This is a genomic window from Pseudomonas frederiksbergensis (genome assembly GCF_017114915.1).
Taxonomy (GTDB): domain Bacteria; phylum Pseudomonadota; class Gammaproteobacteria; order Pseudomonadales; family Pseudomonadaceae; genus Aquipseudomonas; species Aquipseudomonas frederiksbergensis_I.
Genome location: NZ_JAAUOE010000013.1, coordinates 33405 through 59110 on the forward strand (window position 1 = coordinate 33405; position 25706 = coordinate 59110).

A 25706-nucleotide genomic window follows, 5' to 3' on the forward strand; every position below is an offset into this window, starting at 1 on the left:
ACTGACGTTTACAGCCCGTCGAGCATCGCCTTGTTACGCACCGCACCCTTATCGGCGCTGGTGGCCAACAGGGCATAGGCTTTCAGAGCGGTGGTCACTTTACGTGGACGTTTTTCCACCGGTTTCCAGCCTTTCTTGTCCTGCTCGACCCGGCGCGCGGCCAGTTCTTCGTCGCTGATCAACAGGTTGATCGAGCGGTTCGGAATGTCGATCAGTACCTTGTCGCCATCCTGCACCAGACCGATCGCGCCGCCGGCAGCGGCTTCTGGCGAAGCGTGACCGATGGACAGGCCCGAAGTGCCGCCGGAGAAACGGCCGTCGGTGAGCAGGGCGCAGGCTTTGCCCAGGCCTTTGGATTTCAGGTAAGAGGTCGGGTAGAGCATTTCCTGCATGCCCGGGCCGCCTTTCGGGCCTTCGTAACGAATGATCACGATGTCGCCGGCCTTCACTTCGTCGGCGAGAATGCCGCGTACGGCGCTGTCCTGGCTTTCGAAGATCTTCGCGTTGCCTTCGAAGACGTGGATCGACTCGTCGACGCCGGCGGTTTTCACCACGCAACCGTCCAGCGCGATGTTGCCGTACAGAACGGCCAGGCCGCCTTCTTTCGAATAAGCGTGTTCGACGCTGCGGATGCAGCCGTTTTCACGGTCGTCGTCCAGAGTCGGCCAGCGGGTCGACTGGCTGAACGCGGTTTGCGTCGGGATGCCCGCAGGACCGGCCTTGAAGAAGTGATGCACCGCTTCATCGTTGGTCTGGGTGATGTCCCACTTGGCGATGGCTTCTTCCATGCTGCGGCTGTGTACGGTCGGCAGGTCGGTGTGCAACAGGCCGCCACGGGCCAGGGAACCGAGAATGCTGAAGATCCCGCCGGCACGGTGCACGTCTTCCATGTGGTACTTCTGGATGTTCGGCGCGACTTTGCACAGTTGCGGTACATGGCGGGAGAGGCGGTCGATGTCGCGCAGGTCGAAATCGATCTCGGCTTCCTGGGCCGCGGCCAGCAAGTGCAGGATGGTGTTGGTGGAACCGCCCATGGCGATGTCCAGGGTCATGGCGTTTTCGAACGCCTTGAAGTTGGCGATGTTTCGCGGCAACACCGACTCATCGTTCTCGCCGTAGTAACGCTTGCACAGCTCGACGATGGTGCGGCCGGCCTGCAGGAACAGCTGTTCGCGATCGCTGTGGGTGGCCAGGGTCGAACCGTTGCCCGGCAAGGCGAGGCCGAGGGCTTCGGTCAGGCAGTTCATCGAGTTGGCGGTGAACATGCCGGAGCAGGAGCCGCACGTCGGGCAGGCGCTTCGCTCGTACTCGGCGACCTTCTCGTCAGAGGCGCTGGAGTCTGCGGCGATCACCATGGCGTCGACCAGGTCGAGACCGTGGCTGGCCAGTTTGGTCTTGCCGGCTTCCATCGGGCCGCCAGACACGAAGATCACCGGGATGTTCAGGCGCAGGGCGGCCATCAGCATGCCAGGGGTGATCTTGTCGCAGTTGGAGATGCAGACGATGGCGTCGGCGCAGTGGGCGTTGACCATGTACTCGACGGAGTCGGCGATGATCTCGCGGCTCGGCAGCGAATAGAGCATGCCGTCGTGGCCCATGGCGATGCCGTCATCCACGGCGATGGTGTTGAATTCTTTGGCGACGCCGCCGGCCCGTTCGATTTCGCGAGCGACCAGTTGCCCCAGATCCTTGAGGTGCACATGGCCCGGTACGAACTGGGTAAAGGAGTTGGCAATGGCGATGATCGGCTTCTTGAAGTCGTCATCTTTCATCCCCGTGGCGCGCCACAGTGCGCGAGCACCGGCCATGTTGCGGCCGTGGGTGGATGTTTTCGAGCGGTAATCAGGCATGGAGCACTCCGGGCGGCTAATCAGGTATCAAAAGGGAAGTGAGCTTCTATTGACGTCTGGAACACTCAGAAATGGCCGTGTGTCCGGAAGTTGCCGATAACTTTGCGGGATCGCCGCGCGCTTCAGCTTGAGCTCATAAACCCGCCGGGGGATGACTGGCGATGAATCTCGCGATTCTACACCGCTGGCGTCAGGAGGGAATGCCGGAAAGTGTTGATCCAGCGCTGACGAGGCGTGCGGGATGACGACCGGCAGGATTATTCGACGCTTGGGCGGGCTCTCGGGCTTTTGGCTCGGCTATGGATACGACCGCTGAGCACCAACGCCACGCTGCTCAAAATGATGAAGCTGTATCCAAGGGTGGATTGCAGGTTGGCCGGGCTCAAGCTGACGAGCGCACTGATCAACCCGCCGCAGATGAAGATCACGGTGCTGCCGGCCGACGCCGAGGTGCCTGCATTTTCGGGGAACAGGCTCATGGCTTTGGACGTGGCGGCCGGTCGGGCGATGGTGGTGCCGGCGGTGCAGATGAGCATCGGCACCAGGACGGTGATCGGGGACAGCGTAAAGCGGCTTGAGAGGTAAAGCATGATCAGGCCGGACAGCAGGATCAGACTCAATCCGCTGATGACTTGATGAGCGGGGCTTATGCGTTTACCCAACAGCGTCGCAACCGTGCCGCCGACAATGTAGGCGCCGCCATAGACCAGCAGGATCAGCGAGAAGTCATAGGCCGATAGCTGGAGTTGATCCATGAAAATCAGCGGCGAAATCACGATGAAGGAAAAATGGCAGGCGAAAGCAAAGGCTGAAATCAGCCAGTAGGACAGAAAGTCGACGTCGCACAAGACCCGGCGGTAGGGCCGGAAGATATTCGATAGCGCTCCGGTCGCCGCGGGGCGAGTGTTATCGAGAAAAAAACAGGCCTTGAGCAGCACGACCCCAGCCAGTGCGTTAAACACCCAGAAGCTGCCCTGCCAGCCCAGCGTGGCTTGCAGGAACGTGCCGGCCAACGGTGAGACCGAGATGAAAACGCCGGTGGCAGTCACCATCAGGATTCGCAACCGGTTACGTTCCTCACCCTCGAACAGATCTTGAACCAGTGCCTGTGACAGCACGAAGCACCCGCAGCCGAGCGCCTGGATGACACGAAACAGCAGGAAATAGAGATAGTCCGTGGTCAGTGTGCAGCCCATTGCACCCAGCATCGAAACGGTTATTCCGGCGAGCAACAGTCCTTTGCGCCCGATCACATCCGACAGCGGCCCGATCAGCAGTTGAGAGGCCGCTATACCGACGGCAAACAGACTGATCGAGAGCGCAATATCGGCGGGCGTGCCGCGAAAGTGCTCGGCGAGCGCAGGAAACGAGGGAAGCAGGACATCCAGCGGGAACACGCCAAGCAGCACCATTGCCAGCAACAGGCTGACGGCTCCCCGACGCTGTTTGACGGTCACCGCGGATTGTCCTTCAGTCATCGATGAGTCCTGCCTTTATGAACAGTTGCCGGTTGTAAGGCGGGGCAAAGAAGCCGGCCTTTGTCATAGCCTGTAGCGTCGCGCCCGCACCGGATCGCGCCCGTAAAAGGGTGGCCTGGGGGCGGGTCAGTCCGCTGAGAATCTCCGTGACGGCGGTATCGCCGACACCCGCGCCGAGCAGGCTTTCGCGCATCCATCGTTCGTCTGCCTCGAAGAATATGCGGATGATGTCCAGCAGCAGTTTGGCGGCGTACGTGCGTTGACGGTTGTTCAACGTCAGCCACAGGTAATGGAACACTTCAGAGAAATAGCGACTGTGGCGCGCCTCATCCGCGAGATGGTCCCTGAGCATTGCCCGGACGCTGGAAACCAGGTCGTCACGGCAGACGTCGAGCAGTTCCTTGGCAATGATCGTCTCTGACACGAACCCGACGAGAAACCAGGCCAGCGCTTTGTGTTCTTCAGGCGCGTGGTTGAGCAGGGTGTTCAATCGCGTGATGCGGTGGGGCATGACAGGGCGCAGGCTGATCCCGTAGACCCCGGCAACCTGCTCGGCAAGGGTATTGGAGAACAGGGCGTGATACCCCTCGTCGGTATAAAGCTGAAGCGCGGCGGTTTTCATTCGTGAGGGAATGTGGACCTTCAGTTCTCCGTGGATGATGGTTTCCACGCAGCGGTTGACGATGCGGTGCTCAAGCAAGGTGGTGTAGTCGAGGAAGTACACCAGATGATTGGCCGACAGCCGATGGATGACAGTTTGACCTGCCGCTTCGATGGCCGGGTGAGTCAGGTAAGCCAGGAAGCCCGGAGGAAACCAGTGGCGTGTTTTCAGCTGCTGTTCCAGGTCTGGCGGTAATAGATAGTCGTGTTCGCTGGTGCGCACCGAGGCGCGGGTATTCCAGTCGCCGAGGGTGAAACGATGAGCCCAGGAAACAGGGGGGGCTGAAGGGGCAATGATGAGATCGGTCATTGTTGCTGCTCCCGACTGCCCAGGAGATCCTTCAGTTCCTTGCACATCACTTGTCCGTCGCTGTAGCCGCAGCCGACAAAAAACAACGGTTGCTCTGCGCTGTCTTCAAGCCCCAGCAAGACCTCGACCTGATCATCGGCCAGCGCCCCTGTCAGCCAGGTGTTCAGCCCCAGTGCAGTGGCCACCAGCTGGAATGTCTGGGAAATATGTCCCGCTTCCACGAAGGTCATTCGGTAGGCTCGCGAGTGTTCATATTTCCACCAAAGCTTGTCGAATCGACTGGTGATGAACAGGCCCACGGGAAGGTTGTTGATGAAGTGCTGCCCACATAGCAACTGCCCCAGCGGCGAGTCAGGTGCCGGGTTGACGAAGCTCAGTGCGTGGTCGGTGGGATGGTAGGCGTAGAGTCCGGGTTTCAGGCCGCTGACGTTGTGTACATGAAGAAAGCCTTCGCAGGCATTCAGCCCGCCACCGGATGGGCTGCTGCGCCGGGCATCGAGACCTTCGACAAGGGAGTCGTCGACGTCATTCTCGCGCTCGTGCAAATAACCCAGAGACAGGTAAAGCAGTGTGCCGACATCTTCCAGTGAGACGGCCGCATCCGTGAAGGTGCGGCAGGTTTTTCGGCCGATCAGGACGTTGGCAAGCGTACCTTCCGGCAGGCAGGACGGTTTCGACAGGGCAATCAGCTCCCGTGCCTGGCGCTCAATGAGCCTGTTGGCCGGCGCGGGTGCGGCCAGTACTTCGGTGCAATGGTCCAGATACTGTCTCGACCATTCATGAATATCCTGAGGGGCATGTTCGCAGGGAATGTTTTTGGTGCCGATATGGAATATTTTCGACAACTCATCCCAACCCCATTCAATAGTGTCCTGTGTGGAAGTTGTCAATATTCCGCTGTTTAGAAGTTGAGTGTCTATTCTATGGTTGCTGTTATACAGTTTGGGGTCGCTGATAAGTTGTGTGAGTCGGGTTGAATATTCAAGATTAAGTTCGAATTGTTTGTGGTTTTTGTAATCCCAGACTATTTGGCCTGGCGTGCGCGGAAGTATGAATAAATACGGATTTATCTGCATGATGGGCGGTTCGCTCTGGACGGGACCATAGAAAACGCTGGGTAGCCGGCACTCCCCAGCGTTTCATTTACTTAGCGGACTTTCGGCGCAACCAGAAAAGCCAGGTTGGCGATTTTGTTAGCTTCCAGAGTAATTGCTTTCATGTTGTTGACTCCTTGTCATTTGATAGTGAGTGTCACTTCGAGGTGACAACTCAATCATAGGCTGTAATGGGGCCTTATCAAGGGGGTATTAAGTAGGAAAGTTCCAGTAATTTTGTCGGAGCGATCTGGGGGTTGGAGTAAGTTTGTAAGTTATATTCTTTAAAATAAAAGATGCAGGGAAACGTCCTGCAAGTCTGTAGGACCGCAAAAGTAAGACGCTGGGGTTGAAGAGTCGATGTTGCGAGGTAAGAACGGCTGACGGAGAGCCTGTTGGCTCCCCGTCACACCGGTGTACTCAGCTGTTTGGCAGCAGACGGCAGGTGATGCTCTTGATGTAGCGGGTTTCGGCGATGGCCGGGTGAACCGGGTGGTCCGGGCCCTGACCGCCACGTTCCAGCATCTGGATGTTACGGTCCAGGTGACGGGCGCTGGTCAGCAGGATGTTCTGCAGATCGTCTTCGGGCAGGTGCATCGAGCACGAAGCGCTGACCAGGATACCGTCCTTGCTGAGCAGGCGCATGGCTTGCTCGTTCAGGCGACGGTAGGCGCCTTCACCGTTTTTCATGTCTTTCTTGCGTTTGATGAACGCAGGCGGGTCGGCGACGATCACGTCGAAGCGTTCTTCGCTGGCCTTCAGCTCTTTCAGGGCTTCGAACACGTCGCCTTCGATGCAGGTCATCTTGTCGGCGAAACCGTTCAGCGCGGCGTTGCGTTCCACGCCATCGAGGGCGAAGGCCGAAGCATCGACACAGAACACTTCACTGGCGCCAAACGCGGCTGCTTGCACGCCCCAGCCGCCGATGTAACTGTACAGGTCCAGTACGCGCTTGCCTTTGGCATAAGGTGCCAGACGTGCGCGGTTCATGCGGTGGTCATAGAACCAGCCGGTTTTCTGGCCCTGAATGACCGGCGCTTCGAACTTCACGCCGTTCTCTTCCAGCGCCACCCACTCCGGCACCAGGCCGAACACGGTTTCTACGTAACGGTTGAGGCCTTCGGCGTCACGGGCTGCGGAGTCGTTCTTGAACAGGATGCCGCTTGGCTTGAGCACTTGGGTCAGGGCCGCGATCACGTCATCTTTATGGGCTTCCATGGTCGCCGAGGCGATCTGCACCACCAGAATGTCGCCGAACCGGTCGACCACAAGGCCTGGCAGCAGGTCGGAGTCGCCGTAGACCAGGCGATAGAACGGCTTGTCGAACAGGCGCTCGCGCAGGGACAGGGCGACGTTCAGGCGATGCACCAGCAGCGACTTGTCCAGCGGCAACTTGATGTCGCGCGACAGCAGGCGGGCGCAGATCAGGTTGTTCGGGCTCATGGCAACAATGCCCAGCGGCTTGCCACCGGCGGCTTCGAGGATCGCCTGGTCGCCGGCTTTGAAACCGTGCAAAGGAGTCGCCGCTACATCGATTTCGTTGCTGTAGACCCACAGGTGACCGTTGCGCAGGCGTCGGTCGGCGTTGGCTTTGAGGCGCAGGCTAGGCAGGGACATGACGTCGCTCCGGAAAAAAGAGCGGGAGTATAACGCGTTGAGGAAGTGGCGGGTTTGGCGGTCGATGAAACGCAGATGAAGGTAGGTCTTGATTGTGTGTCGGATCGATCTTTTTAAGGGTTAGAATCCCCGCCTGACCCGGAGTGCGTACTTATGTCCCAAGAGCTGACGAGCGAACAGATCCAGCAATCCCTGCAAGGTATCAGCGTGCCGCCCCAGCCGCAGATCATGGTGGATCTGCAGATGGAGCAGTACATGCCCGATCCGGACCTGGAAGTGATCGCCAAGCTGATCTCCCAGGATCCAGGCCTTTCCGGGGCCTTGCTGAAAATCGTCAACTCGCCGTATTACGGCTTGAGCAACAAGATCACCGCGATCCAGCGGGCAGTGAACCTGTTGGGCAGTCGCTCGATCATCAACCTGATTAACGCACAGTCGATCAAGGGCGAGTTGAACGATGACGCCATCGTCACCCTCAACCGTTTCTGGGACACGGCGCAGGACGTGGCGATGACATGCTTGACTCTGGCCAAGCGCGTCGGTGTCCAGGCTGGCGACGAAGCCTATGCGCTGGGGCTGTTCCACGATTGCGGCATCCCGTTGATGCTCAAGAAATTCCCCGACTACATGAAAGTGCTGGAACAGGCCTATGCCAACGCCAGCGCTGAATGCCGTGTGGTGGACACCGAGAACAAGCAGTACAACACCAACCACGCCGTAGTCGGGTATTACACCGCCAAGTCCTGGCGCCTGCCGGAACACGTCACCCAGGCCATTGCCAACCATCACAATGCCCTGGCCATTTTCAGCGATGAATCGTGCCGCAATACGCCGCTGAAAAATCTGCTGGCAATCCTGAAGATGGCCGAGCACATTTGCGCCTCCTATCGGGTGCTGGGCAACCAGTCCGAAGACAACGAATGGAACACTGTCGGGCATCTGGTGCTCGATTACATCGGTTTGTCGGAATACGATTTCGAAACCCAGAAACAAGAGATTCGCGACCTCGCCACGCGTTGAGTGTCGAACTCGCCTGATTCGAGAGCCCCATGCCTGAACTGCCGGAAGTCGAAACCACCCGTCGCGGGATTGCACCGCACCTGGAAGGCCAGCGCGTCAGTCGGGTGATCGTGCGTGAGCGCCGTCTGCGCTGGCCGATTCCCGAAGACCTGGATGTGCGGCTGTCCGGCCAGCGCATCGTGCTGGTGGAGCGGCGGGCCAAATACCTGCTGATCAATGCCGAAGTCGGCACGTTGATCAGCCATTTGGGCATGTCGGGGAATCTGCGGCTGGTGGAAGCCGGCTTGCCGGCGGCCAAGCATGAGCATGTCGACATCGAGCTGGAATCGGGCCTGGCCCTGCGTTACACCGACCCGCGCCGGTTCGGGGCGATGCTTTGGAGTCTCGACCCGCTGCACCACGAACTGCTGGTACGCCTGGGGCCGGAGCCGTTGACCGATCTGTTCGACGGCGAGCGTCTGTTCCAGCTGTCCCGTGGGCGGTCCATGGCGGTCAAGCCGTTCATCATGGATAACGCGGTGGTGGTCGGCGTCGGCAATATCTACGCGACCGAAGCGCTGTTTGCTGCCGGCATCGACCCGCGTCGTGAAGCCAAAAGCATTTCCCGGGCGCGCTATTTGAAGCTGGCGATCGAGATCAAGCGCATTCTGGCCCTCGCCATCGAGCGCGGGGGCACCACGTTGCGGGACTTTATCGGCGGCGACGGTCAGCCGGGTTACTTCCAGCAGGAGCTGTTCGTGTACGGCCGTGGCGGTGAGCACTGTAAGGTCTGTGGCACGGGGCTGCGGGAAGTCAAACTGGGGCAGCGCGCCAGCGTCTTTTGTCCGCGCTGTCAGAGGTGATATCGACTACGGTCTATAGTCAGTGTTCTCACTGCCAAGCCGAAGGACCGTGCCATGAATCTGTTTCGAACCCTGGTCGTCACGCTGCTGCTGAGCGTCGGTGCGCCCGCGCTGGCAACTGAGAACGGCAGCGGCGACCCGCGTTACACCATCCAGAACCCACCGGCCTACGCCATGCTGGGCGATCTGTTGATTGCCCGACCGTTGCTGGTGGCGGCGACGGTGATCGGTGCCGGGGCGTTTGTGGTGTCGTTGCCGTTCACCGCGCTGGGTGGCGGTATTGGCGATGCAGGGCAGGCGCTGGTGGTCGACCCGGCGAAAGCGGCATTTGTGCGGTGTCTGGGGTGTATCGGGGAAGGGTTTGAGCAGCGGGAGTGAGGCATAAAAAAGATCGTCCGAACGCGGCCCGAACCTTCGGCAGCTCCTACAGGGAATCGAAATAATCTGTAGGAGCTGCCCAAGGTTCGGACCGCGTTCGGACGATCTTTTCAGGCCCTCAAGCCTTGCCGGTAATCTTCCGGTATTTCTCCATCAACTGTTCTTCCGTCTCCGGATGGGCCTCGTCCAGTGGGATGCAATCCACCGGGCAGACCTGCTGGCACTGCGGTTCGTCGTAGTGGCCGACACATTGCGTGCACAGGTTCGGGTCGATCACGTAGATCTCTTCGCCCTGGGAGATGGCGGCGTTCGGGCACTCAGGTTCGCAGACGTCGCAGTTGATGCAATCGTCGGTGATGATCAGGGACATGCTAACTCCAGCCGGGGCGGCAGGCCCTGGCGCAATAAACCAATGCGCATAATTGTGCCGCATTGGCGCTGTAGGAGCCAGCTTGCTGGCGAAGGCGGTGTATCAGATGCACTGCGTTGCATTGATCGCCAGCAAGCCGGCTTCTCCAGTTTACTTCTTAAATCGAAGGGTCAGGGCGTCGGCCACCACCGGGTGGACGAATTTGGTGATATCGCCGCCCAGGGCTGCGATTTCACGGACCAGCGTCGAGGAAATGAACGAATAACGCTCGGACGGGGTAAGAAACAGGCTTTCCACATCCGGTGCCAGTTGGCGGTTCATGTTGGCCAGCTGGAATTCGTATTCAAAGTCCGACACTGCGCGCAAACCACGCAGGAACACGTTGGCGTTCTGCTCTTTGGCGAAATGCGCAAGCAGCGTCGAGAAGCCGACGACTTCAACGTTCGGCAAATGCTTGGTGACCTCGCGGGCCAGCTCCACACGTTGTTCCAGGGGAAACAGCGGGTTTTTCTTCGGGCTGGCGGCGACGGCGATGATCACATGATCGAACAGGCGCGAGGCGCGTTCGACCAGATCGCCATGGCCCTTGGTAATAGGGTCGAAGGTACCTGGGTACAACACTCGGTTCATCGCGTCGTCCTGGCGGGAGTCCGTTGGGGAGTCGGATGGTATCGCAGCCTTCCCGGTCGGCCAAGTCGCCTGTTGGGTAAGAAAGCACTATAGACGATAGGAATATTCCGCGTTTTCATGGGTTTTTCAAACGCTCGGCCAGTGAAGTCGCCAGTTGTGCCGTCAGTCCGTAGACCGACAATTGTGGGTTTGCACCAATGCTGGTGGGGAATAGCGAGCCGTCGTGAATCGACAGATTGTGCAGTTGGTGATGGCGGCCGAGGCTGTCGGTTACGGCGTTTTTCGGGTCTTCACCCATGGTGCAACCGCCCATCACATGGGCGCTGCCCAGGCGCGTGCGATACAACTCAAGGCTCAGGCCATCAATCAGTGTGCGAGCTTCGGCGAGGGTTTTTACGTAATGAGCGTCGGCATGCATCGGCATCACGGCGTTGGCGCCACCGGCGAACTGGATCTCGGCCATGCTATGGAACGCCCGGCGCAACCCATCCCAAGCGTACGGTGAAACCTGATAATTGAGCACCGGGGTGCCATCACCGCGCAATTCGACGCTACCACCGGGGCTGTCCGGGTGAAAACCGTCCCGCAGCAACGCCAGCATGGCGTGGGTATGCGGCAGGTTTTCCATGTGTCGGGCGTTTTCCGTGCCGAAGCCGCCGAGCAAGGTGCTGGCCAGCGCCGGGTGCAGGGGTGGAACCTCCAGTTTGTAGGACATCTTGCCGGTGGCGCCGTCCTGCCACTGGAAATGGTCGGAATAAATCGACTGCGGCGCGCCGTAGAACGGGTTGATCACCTCGTCGAACAGCCCGGCGGACATGTTCACCAAGTGCAGAAAGGTCCGTTTACCCAACCGTTCGTGGGGATCCGGCGCCTCGGAACGCAACAGCAGCGCCGGGCTGTTGATCCCACCGCCGGCCAGCACGTAATGCCGGGCCTTGACCGTAATCGTGCGTCCGGTGGGCGCCACGCAACGCTCGTCCATCGCCACACAGTGCAGGCCTGTGACCTTGTCGTCCTTGATCGACAGTCTTTCGGCGCGGGCCAGATAGAGCAGCTCGCCACCTTTTTCCAGGGTCGCCGGAATGGTCGTGACCAGCATCGACTGCTTGGCGTTGGTCGGGCAGCCCATGCCGCAGTAACCGATGTTCCAGCAGCCACGCACGTTGCGCGGGATCACATGCCAGGCGTAGCCGAGTTTTTCGCAGCCTTTGCGGATGACGTCGTTGTTGGCATTGGGCGGCACCCTCCATGGGGCGACGCCCAGGCGTTGTTCCATCTTCTCGAACCAGGGCGCCATCTCGGCCGGCGTGTGGCCTTTGACGTCGTGCTCTTTGGCCCAGTGTTCCAGCGTCGGATCCGGGGTGCGAAAGCTTGAGGTCCAGTTGATCAGTGTGGTACCGCCCACCGCCCGGCCCTGGAGGATGGTGATCGCACCATCCTTGCTCATGCGCCCGATGCCTTCCTGATAGAGGCTGGTGTAGGCCTGGTCTTCGAGCATCTTGAAGTCGCTGCTGGTCTTGAGCGGGCCTTCTTCGATCAGCAATACCTTGTAGCCGGCGGCGCTGAGGATTTCGGCGGTGGTCCCGCCGCCGGCGCCGCTGCCGATGATCGCCACGTCCGCTTCGAGGGTCAGGTCCTGGGCCAATTGCGAACCGTTATAGGTTTTCCAGCCACGGGCCAGGCCTTCGCGAAATGGATCGGGTACGGGCATCGTCAGGTTCTCTTGTTGTTATGTTTTGGGTGCGATGGTGAGGCGACTCGGTTTCAAACCGTAGGCGGCCCCGGATACCCGCAATGCACCCACGATTCTGCCCGGCTGTACCACGCCATCATCACCATTTGCAGCAACGAGCTATGGCCCATGCGCAGCAAGCTCAGCGAGCTGTTTTCCCAACGGTCGAGAAAGTGTCGGATCTCTTCGTCGCTCGCGTTTTCCCAGCTGCCCCAGATCCCGGTCAGTGGGCCGCGGGTGATGCTCACCCCCAGCACATCGAACAATTGGCGGGTCAGCTTGAGCATTTCCGGAGACAGGTGATTGAGTCCGTTATCCAGGCATTGCAGGGTCCCGGCGACGGCGGCCGGCATGTTCTCGACGGCCACGGCACCGTCGAGCATCACCGGGATCAGTGCCCGCAGAAACAGCAAGTCACCGCTGCGCAGAATCGCGAAACCATTGGCCGGAAAGCTCGACGAGCATCCGCTGAGGCTCGCGCCTAATCCGGCCGTGGCCAGAAAGGCGCTGGCGCCCAGGCTGAATTTCAGCAGGCCGCGCCGTGACAGCGCGGGTGTGTCGGACAGGCTTGGGCTCATTATTGTTATTACCCGGCGGTGACGATCGTTAGCGGATAAACAGCTTCTGGATCAATTTCTGAATGGATTTGCCATATGGCGGGTAGATCAGTCTCGCCGCGTTGAAGCGTTGTTTGATCAGCACGCCCTTGGCCTTGCTGAAGGTCAGGAAACCCTCGTGACCGTGGTAGTGGCCCATGCCCGAGGCACCGATGCCGCCGAATGGCATGTCGTCCTGGGCAACGTGCAGCAAGGTGTCATTGAGGCAGACGCCGCCGGAATGGGTTTCGTGGAGAACGCGGTGTTGCTCGCGCTTGTCGTAGCCGAAGTAATACAGCGCCAGCGGACGAGGCCGTCGGTTGATGTAGGCAAACGCTTCATCGAGGTCCTTGTACGGCACAATCGGCAATACCGGGCCGAAGATTTCGTCCTGCATCACCGTCATGTCATCGTTGACGTTGAGCAGCAGGCTATGACCCATGCGCCGGCCCTGGCCCTGATCGAACAGCGGAATCAGCAGCGCACCCTTGCTGGTAGCGTCGCTGAGGTAGCCGTTGAGCCGCGCCAGTTGTCGGTCATTGATGATGGCTGTGTAGTCCGGATTGTCGGCCAGGGTCGGATAAAACCCGCGAACGGCCTTGCGATAGGCTTCGACGAAAGAGCCGATGCGGTCTTCCGGTACCAGCGCGTAGTCCGGGGCGACACAGGTTTGCCCGGCGTTGAGGGTCTTGCCGAAAGCGATGCGTTCGGCGGCGTCCTTGAGCGGTACATCGCGGGACACAATGGCCGGGGACTTGCCGCCCAGTTCGAGGGTCACCGGGGTCAGGTTCTCGGCGGCGGCGCGCATCACGTGTTTGCCGATGCTGGTAGCGCCAGTGAACAGTAAGTGATCGAAACGCAGCCGGGAGAACGCCACGCCGATATCGGCTTCGCCCAGCACCACGCAAACCAGGTCCTGTGGGAATATCCGCCCCAGCAACTCCTTGAGCAGCAAACCGGTGGCGGGTGTGGATTCGCTGAGTTTGAGCATCACCCGGTTGCCCGCCGACAAGGCCCCCACCAGCGGGCCGATGGCCAGATATAACGGGTAGTTCCACGGCACGATCACCCCGACCACGCCCAATGGCTGATAAACGACTTTGGCCGACGCCGGCTGAAAGGCGATTCCGACTTTGCGTCGTGAGGCTTTCATCCAGCCTTTGAGGTGCTGGCTGGCGTAGTGAATGCCGTGCAGGCTGGGCATCAATTCGGCGAGCAGGGTTTCATCGGCGCTGCGGTGGCTGAAGTCCTGGCCGATGGCGTCGATCAGGGCTTGGCGCTCATTGCTCAGCATATCCCGCAACACCTTGAGCCATTGCTGGCGTTGAGCCGCGGGCGGCATCGGGTTGGCTGCATACGCCGCGCGTTGAGCATCGAACAGGGTTTGGAGCTCGTCCAGAGGCTGCTGCAGGTTCTTCAGGTAGGCAATGTCAGCAGGCATGGTCGGCTCCGGATTTATTGTAATGAGGGACTTTTTAGAGTCGATGCTCTAAAAAGTCAAATGACATCCTGACGCAGCTTTGTTTTATCCACCCACGGATAGGTCGTAAGATGCCCCTCATCGCACTCTGAATTAAAGCTCAAGCCATGGCCCCTCGGATCAAAACCAGCGAGCGCATCGTGCAGAACAGCCTGGAGCTGTTCAATCAGCAGGGCGAGCGCAGCATCAGCACCAACCACATTGCTGCCCACATGGAGATTTCTCCGGGCAATCTGTACTACCACTTCCCCAACAAGCAGGCGATCATCGCTGTGTTGTTCAGTGAGTACGAAAGCCTGGTGGACAGCTTTCTGCGCCCGCCCCAAGGTAGGGCCGCAACGGTCGAAGACAAGCGCTTCTACCTCAAGGAATTGCTCGCTGCCATGTGGCGCTACCGGTTTTTGCATCGCGACCTCGAGCACTTGCTCGACAGCGATCCAGAGCTTGCCGCCCGTTACCGGCGCTTTTCCCAGCGCTGCCTGATCCAGGGCACCGCGATTTACGAAGGGTTCGTCGCGGCGGGCATCCTGAACATGGATAAGGTTCAGATCGAATCCCTGACCCTCAACGCCTGGATCATCCTCACGTCCTGGGTGCGTTTTCTGTGCACCACGCGGGAAAACTCGAACCACCTGAGCGAACAGGCCATTAAACGAGGCGTGTATCAGGTGCTGGTGCTGGAGGCCGGGTTCGTCACCGATCAATCGCGCGATGCGGTGAACGCGTTGTTCGACGAGTTTTACGTGCCGTTGGCCCAGGCCCTGGAAGAAGTGCATTAGGATTCAAGACCGACAACATCACAGGAGCCCGTTATGCCCATTGCGCAACTGATCAGCCCGCAAGCGTTGGACCTGAAAAAGGAGACGCCGGGGCTGGTGATTCTGGATTGCCGTTTTGCCCTCGAAGACCCGGATTATGGTCAGCGCAGCTATGCCCAAGGGCATATTGCCGGGTCGAGCTTTGCCGATCTCGAGCGTGATTTGAGCGGGCCAGTGGTCAAGGGGGTTACCGGGCGGCATCCGTTGCCTGAACCCGCCGATTTGATCGAACGTCTGCAAGCCTGGGGCATCAATGCCGACAGCGAAGTGGTTTTGTACGATGACGGCCCCGGCGCCTACGCGGCGCGAGCCTGGTGGTTGCTGGCCTGGCTGGGCAAGCGTGACGGCGTGTTCATTCTCGATGGTGGGCTGAAAGCCTGGCACGCCACCGGATTGCCCCTGAGTCTTGATCCGCCGTCGATCACCCGTGGCACCTTCACCGGGACGCCGGATGCTTCGCTGGTGCTCAGCGCCAAACAGCTCCAGCGGCGTCTCGGCCAGCCCGCGTTGACCTTGCTCGATGCCCGCGCCTTGCCGCGCTTCAAGGGCGAAATGGAGCCGATCGACCCGATTGCCGGGCACATCCCCGGCGCCCAATGTGCCGCGTTCACCGACAACCTGGGCAGCGACGGGCGTTTCCTGCCGGCCGATCAGCTCAAGCAGCGGTTTGCCGCGAAGCTCGGTAGCCGTTCGCCGACCGAACTGGTCGCCTATTGCGGATCTGGTGTGACGGCCTGCCACAACCTGTTCGCCCTGTGCCTGGCGGGTTATCCGTTGGGGTCGTTGTATGCCGGGTCATGGAGCGAGTGGATCAACGATCCCGCGCGCGGCGTCGCCATCGGCGAATGAAGGCTGCGATCTTTTAGCGGCACGCGGTTATTCCAGCCGCGCACTGCGATACGCCCCCGGTCCTACGCCGTAAACCTGCTTGAATTGCCGACTCAGATGGCTCTGGTCGGCAAAACCCAGTTGTGTCGCCACTTCCAGCGGCAGGCAGCCGCTCTGTAACAGTGCCCGTGCCCGAGCGATGCGCTGTTGCATCAACCAGGCGTGCGGCGGCATGCCGGTGGCGCGGCGGAACACCCGGGAGAAGTGGAAGGGGGACAGGTTCACCGTCGCCGCCAGTTCCTCCAGCGAGGGGGGCGCCGCCAATTGGGATTGCAGCCGTTCCTTGGCCAGGGTCACCGCCCGGTGTTCGTTGCCGGGCTTGCCGGCGATCGGGACGGCGGCGTGGCGTTGCAACAACGACAGCATCATTTCCCGCCAGACCGTTTGCTGCTGCAGCGCCGTGGACGGACTTTCCAACAGCCGATGCAGTTGGCAGAACCCTCTCACCAGATCCGGGTCGCGATACAACGTGGCGCCAAACGCCGGCAGGGTGTCGCTCGGCAGTTCTAGCTCGTCCAGCAGCGAAAGAATCTGACCCGTGTCGGGATAAAATGCCCGGTACAACCAACCGTCTTCCGAACCTTTGTGGCCGGTGTGCAATTCGTCCGGGTTGATCAGCACCAGCGTACCGCTGCCTGCCAGGTGTTCGGCGCCGCGATAGCGATAACGCTGGGCGCCGGCCATGATCATGCCGATCACATAGCCGTCATGCACATGGGGGGCGAAGCGATGTTCGATGTAACGCGCGGACAATAACTCGACCCCGGCCAGCGGCGCCGTTTGCCAGAAGTGGATCGACTCGCCCTGATCCAGGTCCACGGTTTACTTGCGCCCCGTGGTGGCCAGCCATTGGGGAATGCGCCGTTCCAGGTAGTAACCCGGTTGCCTGAACGAACCCTCGACGAAGCCGACATGCCCGCCCTTGGCCTGCAACTCGAATTGAGTGCTGGTGGACAATTCGTCGGCTTGCGGCAGGCTGTGCGCAAACACAAACGGGTCGTCAGCTGCCTGGATAATCAGGGTCGGGGTGCGAATCTCTCCTAGGAAATAACGACTCGAAGCGCGGCGATAGTAATCCGCGGCATCGGCGAAACCATTCAATGGGGCGGTGACCCGGCCATCGAAGTCCCAGAAGGTGCGCAAATTCTCCAGCGAGCCCAGCGCCGCCAACGCCGCCAGGCCATCCTCATGCCCGTCATGCTGGAACTTGCGCTGCTTGTTTTTGATGTAGGCGACCATCTCGCGCATGAAATGCGCTTGATAGAATTTGGAGAAACCCTGGCTGATGCGATCGGCGCAGTGATCGAGGCGAAAGGGCACCGACACTGCCACGGCGCCTAGCACCCCGCTGTTGCTGCCGGTTTCGCCCAAATGCTTGAGCAACACATTACCGCCCATGGAATAACCGACCGCATACAGCGGCGCGAGAGGGCGTTGGGTGCGCAGGTGTTTGATGGTTTCCGCCAAATCTTCACTGGCGCCGGAATGGTAACTGCGCGGTAACAGATTGGGCTCGCCGGAGCAACCTCGCCAGTTCAGCGCGACGCTGGCCCAGCCATGGGTGCTCAGCGCCTTCTGCATGCCGGCCACGTAAGGCGAATTCGACGAGCCGGTCAGGCCGTGCAATACCAGCACCAACGGCGCATTCGCGCTGTGGGGGCCGTGCCAGTCCAGGTCAAGGAAATCGCCATCTTCAAGCCACAATCGCTCGCGCTCACGCTCGATATGTGTGGTTTTGCGCCATAGCGGTCCCCACAAGGTTTGTAAGTGCGGATTGCCCAGACCGTAAGCGGGCGTGAAGGCGGGGGTGAAACGTTCTGGCAGATGGGACACGATTGCTCTCGATGCTGCGGTGCGTCCCGCAGCGTTAGCTGACGGAGCTTCGCACCGTTTTCTCAGGCCGGACTAGCCGGCGATCCCTGCCATACGTTGCCACAACGCGTAATACACCCGTCCGGATTTCTGCTCCCGATGCAGGCGCCAGTTTCCCGGCAAGCCAAGTATCGACGGTGCTGTTTCGCTTTCAGTGTAGACCCACGCATCGTCGGCTAGCCAATGACGCTCCTCGAGCAGAGTGCAAACGACTGGCAACAGGTTCTGATTGAACGGCGGGTCGAGGAATACCAGGTCGAACGCCGTGGCCGGTTGGGTTTCCAGATAGCGCAAGGCGTCGGCAGTCTGTACCTGACCGTTGGTGCAGCGCAGGGTGCCCAGATGTTCTTTCAGGCTGGACACCGCGATGTTGCTGGCGTCCAGCGCCTGACCCATGGCAGCGCCACGGGACAGGGCTTCCAGAAACAGCGCGCCGCTGCCGGCGAACGGATCGAGCACCTTGGCCCCGGCAACGTAAGGCGCGAGCCAGTTGAACAGGGTTTCACGCACCCGGTCCGGAGTCGGGCGCAGGCCCGGAGCATCAGGGAAGCTCAGCTTTCGGCTGCGCCATTCGCCGCCGATGATGCGCAGTTGGTTCACACCGTTATGCACGTTGTGGACAGGTTTTTTAGGGCGCGATGGATTGGCCATTAATGCTCCGGAACCCCGAGCGGTTGCTCGGCGGGTTTGTCAGTAGGGGCCGGTAACGGCTTTTGTGGCACGGTCGGGCCAGCGCTGACGATGACCAGTTTGTCCGTGCTCAGGTGTTTGTTCAGAGCGGCTTTGACTTGCTCGACGGTCAGGTTCTGGGACTGCTGCATGAAGTCTTCCAGGTAGCTCAACGGCAAGTTGTAGAAACCCATGGCGCCGAGCTGACCGACGATGTCGGCGTTGCTGGCAGTGGACAGCGGAAAGCTGCCGGCCAGTTCGCGCTTGGCATCGTCGAGTTCTTTCTCGGTGGGGCCGGTCTTAAGGTAGTCGGCGAGCACATCCTGCACCAGTTTCAGGGTGCCTTCGCTCATTTCGGCGCGGGTTTGCAGATTGATCATGAACGGGCCGCGAGCCTGCATCGGGCTGAACCCTGAATACACGCCGTAAGCCAGGCCACGCTTCTCGCGCACTTCGCTCATCAGCCGGGTGCCGAAGCCTCCGCCGCCGAGAATCTGATTGCCCATGGACAGCGCCGCGTAATCCGGGTCGTCACGGTCGATGCCCAGTTGCGCGATCATCAGGTTGGTCTGTTTGGACGGAAACTCGATATGACCGATGCCGGGCTTGGGGTCGGTCGGCTGTTCGACTTTCGCCAGGGCCGGGCCTTTGGGCAGGTCGGCGGACACCTGTGCGGCAACCGCCTCGGCTTCGGTGCGCGACAGGTCGCCCACCAGCGCAATCACCACGTTGCCGGCGGCGTAGGCTTTCTGATGGAAGGCCCGCAACTGCGCCAGGGTGATGGGTGGAATGCTCTTCGCCGTGCCGTCGCTTGCATGCGCGTAGGGGTGATCGCCGTACAAGCGATTCATCAGCTCGATGCTGGCGAGTTTGCCGGGGTTCTGTTTCTGATATTCGAAGCCGGCCAGCATCTGATTCTTGATGCGCGCGAACGAGTCGGCGGGGAAGGTCGGCTTGCCGACGACTTCAGCGAACAGCTTCAACGCCGGCTCGCGTTTGTCCACGGCACTCAGGCTGCGCAAGGAGGTAAGCGCCATGTCTTTGTACGCGCCGTTACTGAAGTCGGCGCCCAATCCTTCGAAGCCCTGAGCGATGGCGCCGACATCCTTGCCGGCCACCCCTTCGTTGAGCATGGCGTTGGTCAGCAGTGCCAGGCCGGGTGCATTGCCGTCCTGACTGCTGCCGGCGGCGAAGATCAGGCGCAGGTCGAACATCGGCAGCTCGCGGGCTTCGACGAACAGTACCTTGGCGCCTTCGGCGGTGTTCCACGTCTGCACGTTCAGCGAGCGATGACCTGGGGCCTTGCCGTCGAGTTCCGCCAGCGATTGCAGTTTCTGGCTGGCCTTGGCCTTGTCGAGAGCTTCGCTGGCGTTGGACTCGTCGGGTTTTGACAAATAGAAGGCGGCAGACCCGATCAGTGCGGCGGCGATCAGGCCGATCAGGGCCAGACGCGATGTTTTGCGCTTACTCATGGGTCGTCTCCTGTGGCAATACATGGGCGACGCTCAGACGTGCGCGGGTGAAATACAGCGTGGCGGCTTTCTGGATGTCTTGAGGGGTCACGCTTTCCAGGTCGGCGAGTTCGGTGTCCATCAGTTTCCAGGACAGGCCGACGGTTTCCAGTTGGCCGATGGCGGTGGCCTGGCTGGTGATCGAGTCACGCTCAAAGACCAGACCTGCAATGACCTGTGCTCGCACGCGCTCCAGCTCTTCAGTGGACGGCGCGGTGGTTTTCAGCTGTTCGAGCAGTTTCCACAGACCGGCTTCAGCTTGGGCCATGGTTTTCTTCTTCTGGGTGTTCGGCGTGGCCGATAACGTGAACAGACTGTCGCCACGGGTGTAGGCGTCGTAGCTCGATGAGCCGCCAGACACCAGCTCTTCGCCGCGCTCCAGTTGCGTCGGGATGCGGCCGCTGTAGCCGCCGTCGAGCAAGGCCGAAATCAAGCGCAGGGCGTTCACCGAGCGTTTGTCTGCGGCGGTGGCGATGCTCGGCACGTTGAAGGCCAGCATCAGGCTCGGCAATTGGGTTTGCACATGCAGGGTGATCTTGCGTTCGCCAGGTTCGGCCAGTTCCAGCGGAATTTTCGCCGGTGGCACATCGCGCTTGGCGATCGGGCCGAAATAACGCTGGGCCAGGGTTTTGACTTCGTCCGGGGTCACGTCACCGACCACCACCAGCGTGGCGTTGTTCGGCACATACCAGGACTGATACCAGTGGCGCAGCTCTTCGACCTTCATGCGGTCGAGGTCCGCCATCCAGCCGATGGTCGGCGTGTGGTAGCCGCTGGCGGGGTAAGCCATGGCCATGAAACGCTCGTAAGCCTTGGACATCGGCTTGTCGTCGGTGCGCAGGCGACGTTCTTCTTTGATCACCTCGATCTCGCGGGTGAACTCGTCGACCGGCAGGCGCAGGTTGGCCATGCGGTCGGCTTCCAGTTCAAAGGCCACGCCCAGACGGTCGCGGGCCAGCACCTGGTAATACGCGGTGAAGTCGTCGCTGGTAAAGGCGTTCTCTTCTGCACCGAGGTCGCGCAGGATCAGTGAGGCTTCGCCGGGGCCGACTTTCTCGCTGCCCTTGAACATCATGTGTTCCAGCGCGTGGGACAGCCCGGTCTGGCCCGGGGTCTCGTAGCTGGAGCCGACCTTGTACCAGACCTGGGAAACGACGACCGGCGCACGATGGTCTTCGCGCACGACGACCTTCAGACCGTTGTCCAAGGTGAATTCGTGGGTCGGTTGTGGATCGGCAGCCAGGGCCGAGAGGGGCAGACAAACTGTGCTGAGCAGCAGGCCTGCAGCGCGGCGGGCTAGAGCATTCATTCGTTTTTAAACCTGTTGGGCTGCCCGCTTGGTCTTAGCGTCGGCGGGCGAGAGGGTGCTAGGATACTGATCCGTTTTAGCGGCGGCCACGCCTATCAGGCCTTTGTGTTTGATCAGGCTGTATAGGTTTGCGACGGAAGGCATGTGTTTAGCAGCTAAACTCTGCTTTTTCGCCGATTTTGCCGATCTAGTCCTTCGTGAAATCGATTCTTTGAGATGCCGTTGGCACCTCGACAAAATGTTGCGCGTGAACAAGCTGGATGAATCGCAGTCTGTTCAGCATCGAATTATTTATTTGCCGAGGCGCCTTTTGGCGCGTCGCCACCGTGAGATAGCCGTCCTCCATGTTTGGTTCCAACGACGACAAGAAGACCCCAGCTGCGGCTGGCGAGAAGAAAAGCCTGTTCGGATGGCTGCGCAAAAAGCCGCAGGAACCCGTTGTCGAACAGCCACAACCACTTCCTGAGCCAGCACCAGCGCCGGTTATAGAGCAAAAACCTGCGCCGATTGCCGAGCCGGTGCTCCAACCTGTGACCGAGCTTGCACCTGAAACCGAAATCGCGGCCCCATTGCCGGTGACACCCGTTGCCGCGCCGTGGCTGACATTGCCGGTAGCGGAAGAGCCGGTGGCACTGGTCGAAGATGAGCAGGCGCCGCACATTACGCCACCGATTCCGGCCCCGACTGCTTATGCGCCTGAGCCGGTTCGGGCGCCAGTGGTTGAACCGGCGGCCGTTGCGCCCGTGTTCGTAGCCGAACCTGCACCGGTTGTTCCAGAGCCTGTAGTACCAACATTTGTTGCTCCAGTTGCTCCAGTTGCTCAAGCGCCTGCACCTGCACCCGTCATCACTCCTGTTGCCGCCACACCGGTTGCGCCCGTCGAAACTCCAGTCGAGCCTGTGCGTACCGAAGAGACCAAAGCCGGTTTCTTCGCCCGTCTCAAGCAAGGCCTGTCCAAGACCAGCGCCAGCATTGGCGAGGGCATGGCCAGTCTGTTCCTCGGCAAGAAAATCATTGACGACGAGCTGCTCGAAGACATCGAAACCCGTCTGCTGACGGCCGATGTCGGCGTCGAAGCGACGTCGGTGATCATTCAGCGTCTGACTCAGAAAGTCGCCCGCAAGGAACTGGCCGATGCCAATGCCCTGTACAAATCCCTGCAGGCCGAACTGGCAGCGATGCTCAAGCCGGTCGAACAGCCGCTGAAAATCACCTCGCAGAACAAGCCGTTCGTGATTCTGGTGGTGGGCGTCAATGGCGCCGGCAAAACCACCACCATCGGCAAAATGGCGAAGAAGCTGCAACTGGAGGGCAAGAAAGTCATGCTCGCCGCCGGTGACACCTTCCGCGCCGCGGCGGTCGAGCAATTGCAGGTCTGGGGTGAGCGCAACAAGATCCCGGTCATCGCCCAGCACACCGGCGCCGACTCGGCTTCGGTGATCTTCGACGCCGTGCAGGCCGCCAAGGCCCGGGGCATCGACGTGCTGATCGCCGACACCGCCGGTCGCCTGCACACCAAAGACAATTTGATGGAAGAGCTGAAGAAGGTTCGCCGGGTGATTGGCAAGCTCGACGCCGACGCGCCTCATGAGGTGCTGTTGGTGCTCGACGCCGGTACCGGCCAGAACGCCATCAACCAGGCCAAGCAATTCAACCAGACCGTCGAATTGACCGGCCTGGCGCTGACCAAGCTCGACGGCACCGCCAAGGGCGGGGTGATTTTTGCCCTGGCCAAGCAGTTTGGCTTACCGATTCGTTACATCGGCGTCGGTGAAGGCATCGACGATTTGCGTACTTTTGAAGCAGAACCCTTTGTCCAGGCATTGTTTGCCGAGCGGGAGCGTTCATGATTCGTTTCGAACAGGTCGGTAAACGCTACCCGAACGGTCACGTCGGCTTGCATGAGCTGAGCTTTCGAGTCCGTCGGGGCGAATTCTTGTTTGTCACCGGCCATTCCGGTGCCGGTAAAAGCACCTTGTTGCGTCTGTTGCTGGCCATGGAGCGTCCGACCACCGGCAAATTGCTGCTGGCCGGGCAAGACCTGAGCACCATCAGCAACGCGCAGATTCCGTTCCTGCGCCGGCAGATTGGCGTGGTATTCCAGAACCACCAGTTGCTGTTCGATCGCACGGTGTTCAACAACGTCGCATTGCCGTTGCAGATCCTTGGACTGTCCAAGGCCGAGGTCGCCAAGCGCGTGGACTCGGCCCTGGAGCGCGTGGCGCTCTCGGATAAAACCGATCTCTATCCAGGCGACTTGTCTACCGGCCAGCAACAGCGCGTCGGCATCGCCCGCGCCATCGTTCACCGTCCGGCGTTGCTGCTGGCGGACGAACCGACCGGTAACCTCGACCCGCGTCTGGCGGCAGAAATCATGGGCGTGTTCGAAGACATCAATCGCCTGGGTACCAGCGTGCTGATCGCCAGTCACGACCTGGCGCTGATTGCCCGCATGCGTCATCGCATGCTGACCCTGCAGCGTGGCCGATTGATCGGCGACGGGGAGGCCGGCGTATGAGTGCCACACGTAGCCCCAAGGTTTCCGAACGTGTGGCCCCGAAGGCCGCCGATCCGCAACCGCAGCAGAAGAAAAAACGCGACGATGACGATGGCCCGGATTTCGCCACGCTGTTGCGCGCCTGGATCGAAAGTCATCGTGCCAGTTTGCTGGACAGCTTGCGTCGCTTGGGCAAGCACCCGATCGGCAGTTTTTTCACCTGCATGGTGATGGCGGTGGCCCTGAGCTTGCCGATGGGCCTGTCACTTTTGCTGAATAACGTCGAGCGTCTGGGCGGTTCCTGGCAGCGTGCGGCGCAGATTTCCCTGTACCTGCAACTCGATGCCGGCCCTGAACAGGGCGAGTCGTTGCGCGAGCAGATCAAGGGCATGCCGGGCGTGGCCGACGCCGAATACGTGGGGCGCGATCAGGCACTGGAAGAGTTCCAGCAGCAGTCCGGGCTGGGCGAAGCGCTCAAGGAACTCCCGGAAAACCCGCTGCCGGGCGTGGTCCTGGTGACCCCGAACGAGGTCGACAAGCCCGCGCTTGAAGCATTACGACAAAAACTTTCCGAATTGCCGAAGGTACAACAGGCACAACTTGATCTAGTCTGGGTCGAGCGTCTGGCAGCCATCCTCAAGCTGGGCGACCGATTTGTCTTCGGTCTGACCGTGCTTTTGGTGTCTGCATTACTTTTGGTGATAGGCAATACCATTCGTCTTCATATTGAAAACCGCCGCACAGAGATAGAAGTGATTAAACTCGTCGGCGGCACTGACAGCTATGTGCGCAGGCCCTTTCTGTATATGGGTGCGCTTTATGGCTTTGGTGCGGGGATTCTTTCCTGGGGCGTATTGGCGTTCGGCCTGAACTGGCTGAACGACGCGGTGGTGGGGTTGGCCGGTTTGTACGGCAGTGACTTTGCGCTGGCCGGAGTGCCAGTTGCCGACGGTCTATCGCTCTTGCTTGGCGCGGTGCTGTTGGGGTATATCGGTGCATGGATTGCAGTCGCACGCCACCTGCGGGAGCTTGCGCCAAAGTAATATCATTTTGCTCGTATTGACCTTTCAGCGTTTATGGGAACTTGTCTTTTGGTTCCCGGTCAATTTTCGCAGTGCTGAACTGCACGAGTTATGTAAGTCGGAGGTTTTTTCGTATGACCAATTCTTTGCAGCCTGCATATGCTCTGGTCCCGGGTGCGAACCTGGAGGCCTATGTGCACACGGTGAACAGCATTCCATTGCTGACGCCGGAGCAGGAGCGTGAACTGGCCGAGAGTCTCTATTATGAGCAGGATTTGGGGGCGGCTCGGCAGATGGTGCTCGCCCACCTGCGTTTTGTCGTACACATTGCCCGTAGCTATTCCGGCTACGGCCTGGCCCAGGCTGACCTGATCCAGGAAGGCAACGTCGGCCTGATGAAAGCGGTCAAGCGTTTCAACCCGGAAATGGGCGTACGCCTGGTGTCCTTTGCGGTGCACTGGATCAAGGCGGAAATCCACGAGTTCATCCTGCGCAACTGGCGGATCGTCAAAGTCGCGACCACCAAGGCTCAGCGCAAGCTGTTCTTCAACCTGCGCAGCCAGAAGAAACGTCTGGCCTGGCTGAACAACGAGGAAGTCCATCGCGTGGCGGAAAGCCTCGGTGTAGAGCCACGGGAAGTACGCGAGATGGAAAGTCGCCTGACCGGTCACGACATGGCCTTCGACCCGGCCGCGGAAGCGGACGACGACAGCGCTTTCCAATCGCCGGCCAACTACCTGGAAGACCACCGGTACGATCCGGCCCGTCAACTGGAAGACGCCGACTGGAGCGACAACTCCAACCACAACCTGCACGAAGCGCTTGAGGTGCTGGACGACCGCAGCCGCGACATCCTCTACCAGCGCTGGCTGGCAGAAGAAAAAGCCACGCTGCACGACCTGGCGCAGAAGTACAACGTGTCGGCCGAGCGTATTCGTCAGCTCGAGAAGAGCGCGATGAACAAGCTCAAGTTGTCGATCGCGGCGTAACCCGCACGAAGGCATAAAAAACGCCCCGATCATTTGATCGGGGCGTTTTTGTTTGTGCCCGCTTACACGGACCT

24 protein-coding genes are annotated in these 25706 nt (G+C 60.2%); 9 read left to right on the forward strand and 15 right to left on the reverse strand.

The genetic code is table 11. From position 1 onward, the window contains the following. Nucleotides 1–8 precede the first annotated feature (8 nt). The 5 genes from ilvD to HCU66_RS12105 all read right to left on the reverse strand — a co-directional run bounded on the left by ilvD (nucleotide 9) and on the right by HCU66_RS12105 (nucleotide 7009). Nucleotides 9–1850: a dihydroxy-acid dehydratase gene (gene ilvD, locus HCU66_RS12085; RefSeq protein WP_205888706.1), complete on the reverse strand. Its 1842-nt coding sequence runs from the start codon at nucleotides 1848–1850 to the stop codon at nucleotides 9–11. A gap of 257 nt (nucleotides 1851–2107) precedes the next feature. Continuing rightward, entirely contained in the window at nucleotides 2108–3328 is a 1221-nt protein-coding gene (locus tag HCU66_RS12090; RefSeq protein WP_205888707.1) for an MFS transporter, read from the reverse strand. Continuing rightward, nucleotides 3321–4298, reverse strand: a complete 978-nt coding sequence (locus tag HCU66_RS12095; protein WP_205888708.1) for a diiron oxygenase — start codon at nucleotides 4296–4298, stop codon at nucleotides 3321–3323. The genes HCU66_RS12090 and HCU66_RS12095 overlap by 8 nt, the downstream gene beginning before the upstream one ends. Then, nucleotides 4295–5374, reverse strand: coding sequence for a SagB family peptide dehydrogenase (locus HCU66_RS12100; RefSeq protein ID WP_205888709.1), 1080 nt, complete (start codon nucleotides 5372–5374; stop codon nucleotides 4295–4297). Before HCU66_RS12100 ends, HCU66_RS12095 begins: the two co-directional genes overlap by 4 nt. 438 nt (nucleotides 5375–5812) lie before the next feature. Then, nucleotides 5813–7009 (reverse strand): class I SAM-dependent rRNA methyltransferase, encoded by a 1197-nt coding sequence (locus HCU66_RS12105; RefSeq protein WP_205888710.1) that lies wholly within the window; start codon nucleotides 7007–7009, stop codon nucleotides 5813–5815. Nucleotides 7010–7216: 207 nt separating this feature from the next. Here HCU66_RS12105 and HCU66_RS12110 point away from each other — a divergent pair, with 207 nt between their 5' ends. From HCU66_RS12110 to HCU66_RS12120, 3 genes are read left to right on the forward strand one after another with little or no spacing between them, the layout of a single operon-like run. Then, a complete protein-coding gene (locus HCU66_RS12110) occupies nucleotides 7217–8029 on the forward strand; it encodes an HDOD domain-containing protein (protein WP_205888786.1) in 813 nt (270 codons plus the stop codon). 29 nt (nucleotides 8030–8058) lie between these two features. Continuing rightward, the gene (mutM, locus tag HCU66_RS12115) at nucleotides 8059–8871 is read left to right on the forward strand and encodes a bifunctional DNA-formamidopyrimidine glycosylase/DNA-(apurinic or apyrimidinic site) lyase (protein ID WP_205888711.1); all 813 of its coding nucleotides are present in this window, start codon (nucleotides 8059–8061) and stop codon (nucleotides 8869–8871) included. 54 nt (nucleotides 8872–8925) lie between these two features. Then, a complete protein-coding gene (locus HCU66_RS12120; RefSeq protein ID WP_205888712.1) occupies nucleotides 8926–9249 on the forward strand; it encodes a multidrug transporter in 324 nt (107 codons plus the stop codon). A gap of 118 nt (nucleotides 9250–9367) precedes the next feature. Here HCU66_RS12120 and HCU66_RS12125 read toward each other — a convergent pair whose 3' ends face one another. The 5 genes from HCU66_RS12125 to HCU66_RS12145 form a co-directional block, all read right to left on the reverse strand. Beyond that, nucleotides 9368–9619 carry a YfhL family 4Fe-4S dicluster ferredoxin gene (locus HCU66_RS12125; RefSeq protein WP_003195146.1) on the reverse strand — a complete coding sequence of 84 codons (252 nt, stop codon included), beginning with the start codon at nucleotides 9617–9619 and terminating at the stop codon, nucleotides 9368–9370. Nucleotides 9620–9769: 150 nt separating this feature from the next. Continuing rightward, nucleotides 9770–10249, reverse strand: a complete 480-nt coding sequence (gene coaD / locus HCU66_RS12130; protein WP_008019993.1) for a pantetheine-phosphate adenylyltransferase — start codon at nucleotides 10247–10249, stop codon at nucleotides 9770–9772. Nucleotides 10250–10364: 115 nt separating this feature from the next. After that, nucleotides 10365–11960: a GMC family oxidoreductase gene (locus tag HCU66_RS12135; protein WP_205888713.1), complete on the reverse strand. Its 1596-nt coding sequence runs from the start codon at nucleotides 11958–11960 to the stop codon at nucleotides 10365–10367. 53 nt (nucleotides 11961–12013) lie between these two features. Continuing rightward, nucleotides 12014–12559, reverse strand: coding sequence for a twin-arginine translocation pathway signal protein (locus HCU66_RS12140; RefSeq protein WP_205888714.1), 546 nt, complete (start codon nucleotides 12557–12559; stop codon nucleotides 12014–12016). Between the two features lie 28 nt (nucleotides 12560–12587). Beyond that, on the reverse strand, nucleotides 12588–14018 hold the full coding sequence (locus HCU66_RS12145) for a coniferyl aldehyde dehydrogenase (RefSeq protein ID WP_205888715.1): 1431 nt from the start codon (nucleotides 14016–14018) through the stop codon (nucleotides 12588–12590). Between the two features lie 146 nt (nucleotides 14019–14164). Here HCU66_RS12145 and HCU66_RS12150 point away from each other — a divergent pair, with 146 nt between their 5' ends. Beyond that, nucleotides 14165–14836 (forward strand): TetR/AcrR family transcriptional regulator, encoded by a 672-nt coding sequence (locus tag HCU66_RS12150; protein WP_018928685.1) that lies wholly within the window; start codon nucleotides 14165–14167, stop codon nucleotides 14834–14836. A 33-nt stretch (nucleotides 14837–14869) separates the two neighbouring features. Further along, the gene (locus HCU66_RS12155; protein WP_205888716.1) at nucleotides 14870–15724 is read left to right on the forward strand and encodes a sulfurtransferase; all 855 of its coding nucleotides are present in this window, start codon (nucleotides 14870–14872) and stop codon (nucleotides 15722–15724) included. Between the two features lie 27 nt (nucleotides 15725–15751). Here the strand turns inward: HCU66_RS12155 and HCU66_RS12160 are convergent, their stop codons facing one another. The 5 genes from HCU66_RS12160 to HCU66_RS12180 all read right to left on the reverse strand — a co-directional run bounded on the left by HCU66_RS12160 (nucleotide 15752) and on the right by HCU66_RS12180 (nucleotide 21124). Beyond that, complete coding sequence (locus HCU66_RS12160; RefSeq protein ID WP_205888717.1) at nucleotides 15752–16582, reverse strand: AraC family ligand binding domain-containing protein; 831 nt, start codon at nucleotides 16580–16582, stop codon at nucleotides 15752–15754. A gap of 3 nt (nucleotides 16583–16585) precedes the next feature. After that, a complete protein-coding gene (locus HCU66_RS12165; RefSeq protein WP_205888718.1) occupies nucleotides 16586–17596 on the reverse strand; it encodes a hydrolase in 1011 nt (336 codons plus the stop codon). A 72-nt stretch (nucleotides 17597–17668) separates the two neighbouring features. Continuing rightward, nucleotides 17669–18286, reverse strand: a complete 618-nt coding sequence (rsmD, locus tag HCU66_RS12170) for a 16S rRNA (guanine(966)-N(2))-methyltransferase RsmD (RefSeq protein ID WP_205888719.1) — start codon at nucleotides 18284–18286, stop codon at nucleotides 17669–17671. Beyond that, entirely contained in the window at nucleotides 18286–19776 is a 1491-nt protein-coding gene (locus HCU66_RS12175; RefSeq protein WP_205888720.1) for a M16 family metallopeptidase, read from the reverse strand. Before HCU66_RS12175 ends, rsmD begins: the two co-directional genes overlap by 1 nt. Then, nucleotides 19769–21124 carry a M16 family metallopeptidase gene (locus HCU66_RS12180; RefSeq protein ID WP_205888721.1) on the reverse strand — a complete coding sequence of 452 codons (1356 nt, stop codon included), beginning with the start codon at nucleotides 21122–21124 and terminating at the stop codon, nucleotides 19769–19771. Before HCU66_RS12180 ends, HCU66_RS12175 begins: the two co-directional genes overlap by 8 nt. 344 nt (nucleotides 21125–21468) lie before the next feature. Here HCU66_RS12180 and ftsY point away from each other — a divergent pair, with 344 nt between their 5' ends. From ftsY to rpoH, 4 genes are all read left to right on the forward strand, one after another. Further along, nucleotides 21469–22974 carry a signal recognition particle-docking protein FtsY gene (gene ftsY / locus HCU66_RS12185; protein ID WP_205888722.1) on the forward strand — a complete coding sequence of 502 codons (1506 nt, stop codon included), beginning with the start codon at nucleotides 21469–21471 and terminating at the stop codon, nucleotides 22972–22974. Then, nucleotides 22971–23642 (forward strand): cell division ATP-binding protein FtsE, encoded by a 672-nt coding sequence (ftsE, locus tag HCU66_RS12190; RefSeq protein WP_007897888.1) that lies wholly within the window; start codon nucleotides 22971–22973, stop codon nucleotides 23640–23642. The genes ftsY and ftsE overlap by 4 nt, the downstream gene beginning before the upstream one ends. After that, nucleotides 23639–24664 (forward strand): permease-like cell division protein FtsX, encoded by a 1026-nt coding sequence (ftsX, locus tag HCU66_RS12195; protein ID WP_205888723.1) that lies wholly within the window; start codon nucleotides 23639–23641, stop codon nucleotides 24662–24664. The genes ftsE and ftsX overlap by 4 nt, the downstream gene beginning before the upstream one ends. Nucleotides 24665–24777: 113 nt before the next feature. After that, nucleotides 24778–25632: an RNA polymerase sigma factor RpoH gene (gene rpoH, locus HCU66_RS12200; RefSeq protein ID WP_007897890.1), complete on the forward strand. Its 855-nt coding sequence runs from the start codon at nucleotides 24778–24780 to the stop codon at nucleotides 25630–25632. The last annotated feature ends 74 nt before the right edge of the window (nucleotides 25633–25706 follow it).